Genomic DNA, 12,658 nt, shown 5'->3' on the forward strand with positions numbered 1-12,658 from the left:
TTTTGGATTTATTTTGACTAAAAACCAAACAAGTGTTTAAAACTTGGCTATAAGAAGTTAGAATCAGATCACACTTTAATGGTCAGACCTGTTATTGGTGGTACAGTCAAACTGATTAATAACGAGCGTCTAAAAAGGAAATAATAGCGTCTCTTGCTAAAGTGAGCGGGGCGTATAATAAGAGGGTGACAAATGAGTGATAGACAACAGGTTACGAATGCTAAAGGCGATCGTATCGCAATTGTAACGGGATTAAGAACTCCTTTTGCAAAACAAGCCACGGCTTTTCATGGCGTATCGGCGTTAGATATGGGCAAGATGGTCGTTAACGAGATGCTCTCTCGCTCAGAATTGGATCCCAAACAGATCGAACAACTGGTTTATGGTCAGGTTGTACAGATGCCGGCCGCACCCAATATTGCGCGTGAGATAGTTCTGGGAACCGGGATGGATGTAGCGACAGATGCATACAGTGTTACCCGCGCCTGTGCCACCAGTTTTCAATCCACGGTCAATGTGGCCGAATCTATCATGACGGGAAATATTGAGATCGGTATTGCCGGTGGTGCCGATTCATCTTCGGTGTTACCTATTGGAGTGTCAAAAAAGTTAGCGCACGCTCTGGTTGACCTTAATAAAGCTCGTTCATTCGGACAAAAGTTGGCAATCTTCCGCCGATTAGGCCTGAAAGATCTGTTGCCCGTGCCACCTGCTGTTGCCGAGTTTTCAACCGGACTCTCTATGGGCCAGACCGCTGAGCAGATGGCGAAGAGTTATAATATCAGCCGCGCCGATCAAGATGCATTGGCTCACCGCTCACATACTTTGGCTACTGAGACCTGGAACTCCGGCCACCTGACCGATGAGGTTATGGTGGCGCATGTACCGCCCTATAAGACCTTTATCGATCGTGATAACAATATCCGTGAGAACTCAACGATAGAGTCATACGCCAAACTCAGACCCGCCTTCGATCGTAAGCACGGTACTGTCACCGCCGCGTCGAGTACACCGTTGACCGATGGGGCTTCGGCCGTGTTGTTGATGAGTGAAAGCCGTGCCAAGGCTATGGGTTATGATCCTATCGGATATATTAAGAGTTATGCATTCAGTGCCATCGATGTATGGGAGGATATGTTAATGGGACCCTCCTATGCGACACCAATAGCGCTCCAACGGGCAGGAATGGAGCTTGAAGATCTGACTCTGATAGAGATGCATGAAGCCTTCGCCGCGCAAACGCTTGCCAATATGCAGATGTTTGCCTCTAAGAAGTTTGCAGCTGAAAAGCTGGGTCGTAACCGGGCTATCGGCGAGATAGATATGAGTAAATTTAATGTTCTGGGCGGCTCTATCGCTTATGGTCACCCATTTGCGGCAACAGGTACCCGATTAATCACCCAGGTGTGTCGTGAGCTTAAACGTCGCGGCGGAGGTACCGGGTTAACGACCGCCTGCGCAGCAGGTGGTTTAGGCGCGGCAATGATAGTTGAAGTGGAGTAATCGTCATGGAAAAGACCTTTAATTTAACGCGACGTGAAGATGGAATTGCAATCCTGACTATGGATGTTCCAGGTGAGACGATGAACACCCTGCGCGCCGAGTTTGGCCCCGAAATTAATGAGGTATTGGCAGAGATAAAAGCCGATAACAGCATCAAAGGGCTGGTCATTATCTCGGGTAAGAAAGACTCCTTCGTCGCCGGGGCTGATATCAGTATGCTCGATGCTTGTCAGTCGGCAGCCGATGCCAAGCAGTTATCACAGCAGGGACACGTCGTCTTCAATGAACTCGAGTCTTTGAAGATCCCGGTTATTGCTGCTATCAACGGTGCCTGTCTCGGCGGTGGATTGGAGCTGGCACTAGCTTGTCATCAAAGGGTTTGTAGCCTCAATAGTAAGACCGTGATGGGGGTGCCGGAGGTGCAACTTGGGCTACTGCCCGGCACTGGTGGAACCCAAAGGTTACCTCGATTGGTGGGCATCACTGCCGCACTGGATATGATGCTGACGGGCAAGCATCTTCGCCCGAAGCAAGCACTTAAGATGGGGTTAGTGGACGACATGGTTCCCGAGTCTATCTTGCTTGAAACCGCGGTAGAGATGGCGCTTAAGGGCAAGCGCTCCGCTAAGAAAGTGAAAAAGTCATTCGTGACCCGCATTTTAGAGGGGACGCCGCCCGGGCGTAATATAATCTTCGATCAAGCCGGTAAACAGGTTGAGAAGAAGACGCATGGAAACTACCCGGCTCCGGCGAAGATTATCGATTGTGTACGTCAGGGGATGGCAAAGGGGATCACCAAGGGGCTCGAAGTTGAGGCTAACCACTTTGCCGAGCTTGTTGCTTCCAAGGAGTCTGAAGCGCTGCGAAGTCTCTTCTTCGCTACCACAGAGATGAAGAAGGAGACCGGTGCCGGTGATGTAGAGCCGAGAGAGGTGCATAAAGTCATGGTTTTGGGAGGCGGACTCATGGGGGGCGGTATCGCATCTGTGACAACCACTAAAGCCAAGATCCCGGCCCGGGTAAAGGATATTAGTGAGAAGGGGTTGAGTAACGCACTCTCCTATGCCTATAAGCTATTGGATAAAAAGGTTAAACGCCGACATATGACCCCTGCGGTAAGAGATAACTTGATGTCTCTGATGACGACAACTACTGAATATAAAGGTATTAAAGATGCTGATATCGTCGTTGAAGCGGTATTTGAAGATCTGAACTTAAAGCATCAGATGGTTAAAGATGTTGAGCGTGAGTGTGGCGAGAATACCATCTTCGCCTCTAACACCTCATCCTTGCCAATATCGCAGATCGCCGAGGCTGCGAGTCGTCCGGAAAATGTTATCGGCCTGCACTATTTCTCTCCGGTTGAGAAGATGCCTTTGGTCGAGGTTATTGCTCATGAGAAGACCTCTGCCGAGACCATAGCTACAACCGTCGCCTTTGCCCGTAAACAGGGAAAGACGCCAATCGTGGTTCAGGATGGAGCCGGTTTCTATGTTAACCGCATTCTCGCCCTGTATATGAATGAAGCGGCAGAGCTTCTGCTGGAAGGTAAGAGTGTTGAGCATCTGGATAAGGCATTGGTTAAATTTGGCTTCCCTGTGGGGCCTATGACCCTGCTCGATGAGGTGGGGATCGATGTCGGTGCTAAAATTTCTCCCATCTTAGAGTCAGAGCTGGGGGAACGATTTAAAGCTCCCGCTGCCTTCAATAAACTACTGGCCGATGACCGCAAAGGGCGTAAGAACGGTAAAGGTTTCTATCTCTATGGCAGCAAGGCTAAGCAAAGGTTTAAGAAGAAAGCTAAGTTGGTGGACGAATCTGTCTATGGCGTACTTGGTTTGACACCAACACCTGACAGCAGTAGTGATGCTAAGGATGTTGCACAGCGTTGTGTCGTGCAGATGCTCAATGAAGCCGTTCGTTGCTTGGAGGAGGGGATTATCGCCTCGCCACGCGATGGTGATATCGGCGCTATCTTCGGGATAGGGTTCCCGCCGTTCCTCGGTGGTCCATTTCACTATATTGACTCGATGGGGGCGTCGGAGCTGGTGTTATTGCTGGAGGACTATCAGGCCAAATATGGCGACAGATTTAAGCCTTGCGAGCGACTGAAAGAGATGGTCGAGAATGAGCAGACCTTTTTTGAGTAGAGTTTAAGTTTGGTTGTTTTGTTAACAATGCGGCAACATTATGCCGCATTTTTTTGTCCGGAAGGAAATTTTCTGCCTGTTTTTTGTTCGCATTCCATTCATGGTTCTGTACAATAACGTTCCCATACTATCCATCTACTCGTCATATTTAGATAGTGGCTGTCAGTATTACGATTGTTTTTATGCGTGCGACTTATTCCTTGTAAGTTGTAGCGGTGGTTGAAGTCGAGGTTGTAGATAATTGATGTTTTTCACGGTAAATGAAGCGGTTTTTGTCGTTACTCTGGTATGTGCTATCTCGGGCATCGTGATGGGAAGTCTGGCCTTTCAGGCTGGGCTGGGAGTAAAGCGATGGACCATGATTGGACTCGTCTTGGGCCCGATAGGCTACCCACTATTTAACACCCATAAACGGTTTGCCATGAAACGTGCCTCGGGCAGAGGGGCAAGCACAATCCAGCTATAGCGTTGACCTTAATCAGAAGCTGAGCGAAGCAGCTGAGAAGATGGCAAGATCAAAAAAAGGAGCCACCGGGCTCCTTTTCTGTTTTTGACTGCTGACTCTGTCTTAGTTCCACCAAACCTTTGCAGAGATCACTTCAAGGTGATCTAATCCTTCAGGTAGCTGAACCTTCTTACGCTCAGGTTTTTGGGTCAGGCCTAGTGCTTTTTTGATTGAATCAAACATAGTTATTCTCCTTAAACCTTAAGCAATTTCTGAGTTGATGAATTTGATATTTGGGTAACCAGCCAGCTCAACGGGTTTGAACTTGATATTTGGGTAACCAGCCAGCTCAAGGGGCTTGAACTTGATGTTCGGATAACCAGCCAGCTCAACGGGTTTGAACTTGATGTTTGGGTAACCAGCCAACTCAACGGGCTTGAACTTGATGTTTGGATAACCAGCCAGCTCTACGGGCTTGAACTTGATGTTCGGATAACCAGCCAGCTCAACGGGCTTGAACTTGATGTTCGGATAACCAGCCAGCTCAACGGGCTTGAACTTGATGTTTGGATAACCAGCCAGCTCAACGGGCTTGAACTTGATGTTCGGATAGCCAGCCAGCTCAACGGGCTTGAACTTGATATTTGGGTAGCCTGCTACTCGGATATCCTGAGATTCAGAAATAGTTGATAATCGAAGATTAGCGTCTGATTCGTGTTGTTCAGATGCCATTGTAGATGTCGATAATACAAGTGCAATAGTCGTCGCTAATACTTTAATCATTTTATTCTTCTCTCAAGTTCCGGCACATCCGTCTGATGTGCCTGGTTAGTAGGTCTGTCATTTTTTTTGACACTTGAGAGAGTTGTTGCAGTTGTTATGCCATCTTTTTATTTTCTCACGTTTTTTATTGAGGAAATGTTTTTCTTATATTGCTTCAGAGTTTTTCTGCACTGAGTCCGGCTCGATAAACTCTTTGCGCAGCAGTTCGGTAAACTTAGACTCAGTTACCGCCTTGCTGAATATAAAGCCTTGTATCTCTTCGCATTTTAGGGCTTTTAGTATACTCAGCTGCGACGCTTCCTCTACACCTTCACCGACGACAGATAGCCCCATGTTGTGGGCTATGGTGATGATCGAATCGACCATCTTAAGATCTCTGTCGGATTTATCGATATCGTCTACGAAGGCTTTATCTATCTTAAGCGTGTGGATTGGGAAACGCTTGAGATAAGAAAGGGAGGAGTATCCGGTACCAAAATCGTCTAATGCCAGGCTTACGCCCATCTTAGCAAGCTGCTGCATCACCTTAATGGCCTTCTCCGGCTGTTTTATGACGGTCCCCTCGGTGATTTCCAGCTCTAAGTTGGCAGCAGGTAGCTGAGTTAGACGTAAAATTGACTCTATTCGCTGTTGAAGGTCGGGTAGGGCGAACTGATATGATGATAAATTGACGGCTACCCGCCCATCGAAGATTCCTTGACTCCGCCATTTTTGTGCCGCGAAGCAGGCTTTCTTCATCACCAGATCACCGATTTCGACGATTAGACCGTTCTCCTCTGCAAGCGGAATAAACTCACTCGGGGGGATCAGCCCCTGTTCAGGATGGTTCAGACGAATTAAAGCTTCCATGCCGGCCATCTTGCCGGACTTGAGGTCAATTTTGGGTTGGTAGTACACCTCGAACAGATCATCACGTAAGCCTTCACGGATCAGGTTTTCAACTTCAAGTTGGCGAATGGCGTTGCGGTTAAGTGACTCTGAATAGAACTGGTAACGATTGCCGCCGCCGGATTTGGCATGATACATGGCGATATCGGCTTTACGCAGCAGAGCTTGTTCATTTTGATCGTCTTCCGGGTAGAGCACGATACCTATACTCATGCCAACGACAACCTTGTCCGAACTTAGTTCGAACGGTGTAACAAAAGCGTCGATGACATTGTTAGCGATAACCGCGCTTGAGCCTATATCCGGGTTGTTATCGACTAATATGGCAAACTCATCTCCGCCTAAACGGTAGATGCTGGTGTGATAGGGGACGGTATCCTCGATACGTTTAGCCACTTTTATCAATAACTCATCACCAAATTGATGGCCTAGCGAGTCATTGATCTTCTTGAAGTTATCCAAGTCCAGCACCATCAAGGTATGGTGGGAGTCACGCTTGACCAGGTTGCCTAGGGTGACCATAAGACTCGAACGGTTAGGTAAGTTGGTCAGTAAGTCGTTATTTGTCAGCTTTCTCAGCTCCTCCTCCTGCTGTTTACGTCTGGAGATATCAGAGAATACACCGACGTAATGTGACAGGTGGCCTTGCTCATCATAGATAGCATCGACGGTCAACTCCATTAAGAAGCTGCTGCCGTCTCCCTTGGCGGATTCGACGTCGTTACTCCAGCTGCCTTGCTGATGCAGGATCGAGCGGATCTGCTCAGAATAACTATCCGGGTAGAGGTCGAAATTTAACTGCTTTCCTATAAATTGATCTCTGTGTTTCATAGACAGTTCGCAACACGCCTCGTTGACCTCGACAAAGCAGAAATCACTGTCCAGAATAAACATGCCTTCGGATATGTTGGCGATGGCGCGTTCGAACAGGCGCAGTTGCTCTTCGGCATGCTTAAAGTTATTGATATTTTTGATTGTGCCTGTCATTCGAAGTGCATTGTCTTTCTCATCACGTTCGACGATCTTGGCTCTGTCTAAAATCCACACCCACTCATCTGACTTGCCTTTTACTCTGTAGGCGGCCTCGAAATGGTCGGTTTTGCCATAGAAGTGGTTATTGAGAGCACTGCTGACACGCTCCTGATCCATAGGGTGGATATTGCTCTCTTCACCGTGTTCGCCCGAACGTTGACCGTCTCTGGGGAACTCCAGTGATCCCCAGATGTTAGAGCGGTAGATCTGACCGGTTTCAATATCCCAGTCCCACATCTCATCGCCACTGCCCCAGAGCGATAGTTTTAAGCGCTCTTCAGACTTGACTATCTGGTTCTGAACCTCCCGGCGCCTAAGGATCGCTTTTACGATTGCACCAGAAATGAGTAGCGCTAATATGAAGTAGATAAATTTAGCTTCCTTGGCGAGCCACCAAGGTGGAGTAATCTCGATTGTTATAGTTTTATGAGGCCCAGATTTTCTGGTTAGAGGATCTATTGCATAGACTGTGAATTGGTATTCACCCGGCGATAAGTTAGTGTAGGTTGCAGAGTTTATTCCTTTGGATTCAATCCAAACATCAGAAAGCCCATTCATCTGATATGCATAATTGATATTTTTTAAAGCACTTCCAGGGCTATTAAATGTTAGGGTAAATGGGTAGTCAGAGTACTTCAACTTTATTTTATCAGTTAAAAATAGCTGACTATTTAAAATCGTTCCAGCTGTGTTTTCTTTTACGTTAAAAATAAGTAAGTCATTCAAGTTCGCTTTGGGTGGAAGACTATTACTTAGGTAATTGTCTAAGCTATTAGTTGATATGGTACTAAGACCTGATATTCCACCCATGAATACTTTATCATTTATGCTCTCAATTGAGTGTACGTTGTATTCGTCAAGGCTACCAAAATCTTTGGTTAGAGCGACAGTGTTTCTTGTTCTCTTGTCGATTGTAACCACTTCTTTAGTTGAGGCTCCTAGTATATAGTTACCATTCACAAGTATTGAAAAAATTGGCTTGTTGTTTGAGTATAGTTGTTCGATTTTTGTAGTGATGAAGTCGTAAGATAAAAGTGATGTGTTTGTTCCAAATATTATTTTATCTTGATCTACAAACAAGCTTACTACAAATTGCTCTTTGTATATTGGGTTGACGGTTTCGCCTTTGAGCAAAAACATCCCACCTTGGCTTGCAATAATAAATGAATCTTTATATTGTTTAATGTCAAATATTGGGTTGTTTGGGTCGATAGCAATTTTTTGTGTTGACTTTTTCTCTATGTCATACTTTAGTAAGTCACCTTTTGACGTGCCAGCTATTATAAAATTAGAGTCATTATCTTTATTTATAACAAAAAAAGATTCATCACTAATCATTGTTTTTTCTTTTGTTAGAACATCTATGTAAAACAGACCTTTGTCTGTTGCAACAAAAATTAGGTTTTGTAGCTCAATAGCTGATTTAGGACCCGTAACTTCTGAGTCGTAACTTGATAATTCTCGGTAGTCCTTATCGTATACTTTAATATCCTTATCACTAGTTGCTATAATTAGATTTTCTGAACTTGTAACATTGATTGACCATACGCTTTCATTAGTAAGTTTTGGTGTGGTAATAATATTACTATGATCCCCAACGGAAATTAATCCAGAGTTTTGATTTGAGATATAGGTTGCTTTACTCCCCCTGTATATGGCAGACATATTAGGGTTGTACTTGTCAATTTTTATTTTTCCAGTTTCTAGCTCTGCAAAACTGGCCGAAAGAGAGTGTAAGTTTTCTCCTCCTAGAGCCACAAATCCTGATTCTGTTTTCGATATACTGCTGTATATCCCATTGCTAACTTTTAGACCTGTTATTAAGTTAAAAACTCCTTCGTTAGTCAATGCTACTAAGCTATTTCCTGTCTTTATTATATCGTTGGTATTTGTATGGTATGTTTGTAATGGAGATGATAACTTTATTACCTCACCAATGTAGTTTCTTATAAATATGTCATCGTTTAAAGAAACGATTTTCTTTACACCATTGAATGGTCCGGTAAAAGTTTTTATATGTGTAAAATCGCTACTTGTAATAAAAACTTCAGTTTCAGTTCCAATTATGAAATGGTCATTCATTTCATCTATTGACCAAATAGGATTTTTTTGCGCCTTCTCACCAATATTTATTCTTTTGAAATTGTCAAGCTCTTTATTATAAACTGCTAAACCTTCATCTGTACCAACGAGTAATTTACCACTTTTACTGATAAGAAGACTTCGTATGAATGAGCTAGCGAGGCCATTTGCTGAAGGAAAGTAATGGGTAAACTCTTGTCCGTCAAACCGGTTTAATCCGTTAACGGTTCCTATCCATACGAAGCCATCATTATCTTCTACTAATGATGTTATATTACTTTGAGATAAACCATCTAGAACACCGTAGGTTTGGGCATTAACGAGAGTGGAAGGCTGTTCAAGCTTTAAAGCATTGACTAATGTATTTGAAGCAATTTCTTTTCCTTTAGCCTGACCAAAAATGCAGAGGGTCAGCAGGAGAGTGATGATAATTTTCATAAGAGAATTTGGCATATTTTTAGATTGATTATTAGCCGGTAATGCTTAGGCAACAGGTGTTTAACCTCACTTTTTCAGAAACTGATCCGTTTGTCAAAAGTTCAGGCCATTTAACAGCTGATAATTATTGCTGTTTTTATTGTTTCCTCATATTTTGTTCTGATTGTATTTCATATACCTCGTGAAACGGAGGTGAATACCAGTTTGGCTAGTGCTTTTGACTGATTTCAACCTCGCTTCGATAATCTTATATTTTATATGCCTGATTATTGAGGGAAGAAACAAGCTTAAAGAGCAGAATCTACCAGCTTTGTAATTCTGACGAGCCGCGTGAATGTAGCGCTACGGTTCGTCATTGAGTTTATGGTGAGCATCCCTGCCACCAAAGATGCGTTTTACAGTCGTATACTCAGAGGTTAGTAACTGAATTTAATTGCATTTTGTTTAAAACTGCGTAAGTCAGTGATCATATTATCTGAGGTTAAGGGTTCAAGGTTGCCGTGACTGTCACCAGTTGTGAACAGCACGAGCCTATCGCAGTGTTTGGTTCTCATCCTCTTCATCATAAACTTGATGAGATCTGATCGTGTCAACTTAACGACCTCTTGAACCACAAGCTCTCTTTGATTGAACTGGTAATCCTTGTTCCCAATGCTTGACCAGTATCTTTGCCCCCGAGTCTTAAGGTTCGGATCAAGCTCCATCACTTGATTGACCAGCCCCTGTTTAGTGTGTTCCCACTGCTCGTTTGTTATCTGCATAACTGCATAGTTGAAATCGGCAATAAACTCGTCGATCGCTTCCAGAAGCTGTCTAGGCCCAGATGTAGGCGATTGAATATAAAAGATCATTCCCGGGTATCTGTTCAAAGGCAGGTACCCGGTGCCAACCATATAACCCAGCTGTCTCTTAGTGCGCAACTCATGGAAGAAAGTTGAAGACATAGTGTGGTTTAACAGACTGAACAGGGCCATCTGCTCGGCTGAAGCTGCATCGGATTGATAATAAACTATGATACTGCTGTCTTGATGAGAAACGTCAAGTTCCCTCATCATGGTGCCATGGCCTGCGAGGTTAACCAGTTCACGTTCAGACTCTATGCTTGGAGAGGAGACCAGAGAGAGGATGTGGTCCAGTCGTTTACCTAATGATTGAGCTTCACTCTCAAGCCAGTCACCATATACAAGCCCCTCCAGATGGATCTTTTCATAGAAGCTTCTTACATGTTCGTGCAGATCTTCGAGCGTGATCGACTCAAGTTCCTCAGCCATGCGCGAGGGTTCGTAACTGCGCTTTTGAAGTGTCACCGTAAGGCTGGTAAAGATCTGCGAAATTGGTTTGGCTCTGGCCTGATTATACCAGCTCCTTAATATTTGACGCTTGATCAGCGTAAATCTATCCTGGGTAAAGTTTCGCTCTCTGGCTTTCTCTATCAATAGAGCCAATAACACCTCCTGTTTGCCGGTAAAACCGGTGAGGTGCAGAGTGATCCCTCCCTGATGAGGATAGATGTTATAGCTCAGTCCTGCGACTTCTGCCTGATAGGTAAACTCGGTCAGGTAATCGAGCAGCATCTCAACATAGAGTCGGGTTAACGCAGCATTTCTGGGGGATGATGCCGCCTGAATCGAATCCAGTGACAGGTACAGGTGCCCCTTAGGAACATTAAATTCATCATCTTTTCTATGCCAGATACGATAACCTTTCTCCTGACAAACTATAACAGGCACCTTGTTCGAACTCTTATCTGTTCTGGGGACAGAGTCAGAGATGATAAATGGGTTTGCATTGGGTAATGAAAGCTCCGGCCGGATCCGGGGCTGACTCCACTGCTTTACCTTATCAACGTCGATGGGAGTCATCTGATATGGCGTGTGATACCAGGCGGCCTGATGGGTGGTGTCGAGCTCTGAGGAGATGAGTTGAATACGCATGTTCGACGGACTCATCATATTCAGCAGTTTCAGAGTCTCAGAAACATTAAGCCCCTCCATCTTATAGTCACCGAAAACAAGATCTTCGACATCATAGTGGTGCATATTGATGCTGAGGTGGCTGGCAAGATCCAGTGTCTTAATCTGTTCCTGATATTTAAAGGCTAGCTTTAACAAGTTGGCGCGCTCCTGATAGCGCCACTCCTGCATCCCTTTAGTCTTGATAAGCTCAATGTACTCGAAAGTTGATTCAATTACGGTATCCAGATTTGTCACACCCTTTTCGGTGAGCTGGATGCTGATATTGTAATCTTTGAAGTTGTAACCGTTAACACCTCCTCCGGCCGATAAGTTGACCGCCAGCCCTTGATCTTTTAGGTAGGAGAGTAGGCTGCCATTGCCTTCATAACCCAGCAGATGGCTGATAAAGGTCAAGGGCTTGTGTTTATAATATGGGTCGATAGCAGGTAGACTGAACGTGATAGCCACCCGTTTCTGCTCCTTAAGAGGAACAATATTGATTTGAGATTGTAGCTGTTCCGTTTGATATATCGGAACCTCCGGATGGTGTTTAATCAGATTATGATTCTTAACGCCTGTGAAATATTTTTTTGCTAAAGCCGCTAACTCTGTAAGAGGAAGGGGGGCTACGAGACACAGGGCCATCAAGTTAGCACTGTAATGGGAATGATAAAATTCGAGTAGTTCATCTCTGAGAGCCGACTCATCTCCACTGAGGGTTTCAAGATTTCCTACCGAGAATTTTGAAAAAGGATGCGCCGGATTAACGGTTTCCTTCTGTACCTGGTAAGTGCGGCGGATATCATCTTTGAGTTTCAGGCTGAATTCGGACTCGATGGCATGTCGCTCACGATCGACCAACTCTAAGCTGAACAGTGGCGCAATAAAAAACTGGCTAAACCTATCCAGAGACTCCTCGAACACCTCGGCGTTGATGCCAAAGAAAAAATTGGTTTGCTCTGTGCCGGTCCAGGCATTGTTACTGCCGCCGTGTTGATTGATAAAGGCATGGTATTCACCAGACTCAGAAAACTTCTCTGTACCAAGAAATAGCATATGTTCGAGAAAGTGTGCCATTCCGGGTCTGGAAACAGGGTCGTCAAAGTGGCCAACGTTAACAGCCATGGATGCCGCAGCCTGACTGGCCAGTTTATCTTCGACAAGAAGGACCGATAAGCCGTTGTCCAATACCAGGTGTCGGTATAGACGGTGATCATTGGGGCTTTTAATAATTTGCAAAGATTCTGGCAACTAGAGGCTCCGGTACATTTTCTATGGCTATCTAATTCACAATGAGAACAAGTTTATACGAGACTTATTGCTACATATTGGTCTCCTTATTTCGCTTTGGCAAATATCTCTGCGTCTATTCGACCAATTAA

Annotated in this window: 6 protein-coding genes; 3 read left to right on the forward strand and 3 right to left on the reverse strand. The window is 44.8% G+C overall.

From position 1 onward, the window contains the following. Positions 1–192: 192 nt before the first annotated feature. The 3 genes from fadI to Q1B47_RS02905 all read left to right on the forward strand — a co-directional run bounded on the left by fadI (position 193) and on the right by Q1B47_RS02905 (position 4,119). Positions 193–1,503 carry an acetyl-CoA C-acyltransferase FadI gene (fadI, locus tag Q1B47_RS02895; RefSeq protein WP_299788329.1) on the forward strand — a complete coding sequence of 437 codons (1,311 nt, stop codon included), beginning with the start codon at positions 193–195 and terminating at the stop codon, positions 1,501–1,503. Positions 1,504–1,508: 5 nt separating this feature from the next. Continuing rightward, entirely contained in the window at positions 1,509–3,653 is a 2,145-nt protein-coding gene (gene fadJ, locus Q1B47_RS02900) for a fatty acid oxidation complex subunit alpha FadJ (protein WP_299788332.1), read from the forward strand. 244 nt (positions 3,654–3,897) lie between these two features. Further along, positions 3,898–4,119, forward strand: a complete 222-nt coding sequence (locus tag Q1B47_RS02905; RefSeq protein ID WP_299788335.1) for a hypothetical protein — start codon at positions 3,898–3,900, stop codon at positions 4,117–4,119. A 240-nt stretch (positions 4,120–4,359) separates the two neighbouring features. Here Q1B47_RS02905 and Q1B47_RS02910 read toward each other — a convergent pair whose 3' ends face one another. From Q1B47_RS02910 to Q1B47_RS02920, 3 genes are all read right to left on the reverse strand, one after another. Next, the gene (locus tag Q1B47_RS02910; protein WP_299788340.1) at positions 4,360–4,881 is read right to left on the reverse strand and encodes a hypothetical protein; all 522 of its coding nucleotides are present in this window, start codon (positions 4,879–4,881) and stop codon (positions 4,360–4,362) included. A 144-nt stretch (positions 4,882–5,025) separates the two neighbouring features. Continuing rightward, positions 5,026–9,336 (reverse strand): EAL domain-containing protein, encoded by a 4,311-nt coding sequence (locus Q1B47_RS02915; protein WP_299788343.1) that lies wholly within the window; start codon positions 9,334–9,336, stop codon positions 5,026–5,028. A gap of 401 nt (positions 9,337–9,737) precedes the next feature. Then, complete coding sequence (locus Q1B47_RS02920; protein ID WP_299788346.1) at positions 9,738–12,527, reverse strand: insulinase family protein; 2,790 nt, start codon at positions 12,525–12,527, stop codon at positions 9,738–9,740. Between the last annotated feature and the right edge of the window lie 131 nt (positions 12,528–12,658).

The organism is uncultured Shewanella sp., from assembly GCF_947501225.1.
Lineage (GTDB): Bacteria > Pseudomonadota > Gammaproteobacteria > Enterobacterales > Shewanellaceae > Shewanella.

Coding starts and splice junctions, on each gene's coding strand:
- fadI (WP_299788329.1), top strand. CDS start 193: ATGAGTGATAGACAACAGGTTACGAATGCTAAAGGCGATCGTATCGCA.
- fadJ (WP_299788332.1), top strand. CDS start 1,509: ATGGAAAAGACCTTTAATTTAACGCGACGTGAAGATGGAATTGCAATC.
- Q1B47_RS02905 (WP_299788335.1), top strand. CDS start 3,898: ATGTTTTTCACGGTAAATGAAGCGGTTTTTGTCGTTACTCTGGTATGT.
- Q1B47_RS02910 (WP_299788340.1), bottom strand. CDS start 4,881: ATGATTAAAGTATTAGCGACGACTATTGCACTTGTATTATCGACATCT.
- Q1B47_RS02915 (WP_299788343.1), bottom strand. CDS start 9,336: ATGCCAAATTCTCTTATGAAAATTATCATCACTCTCCTGCTGACCCTC.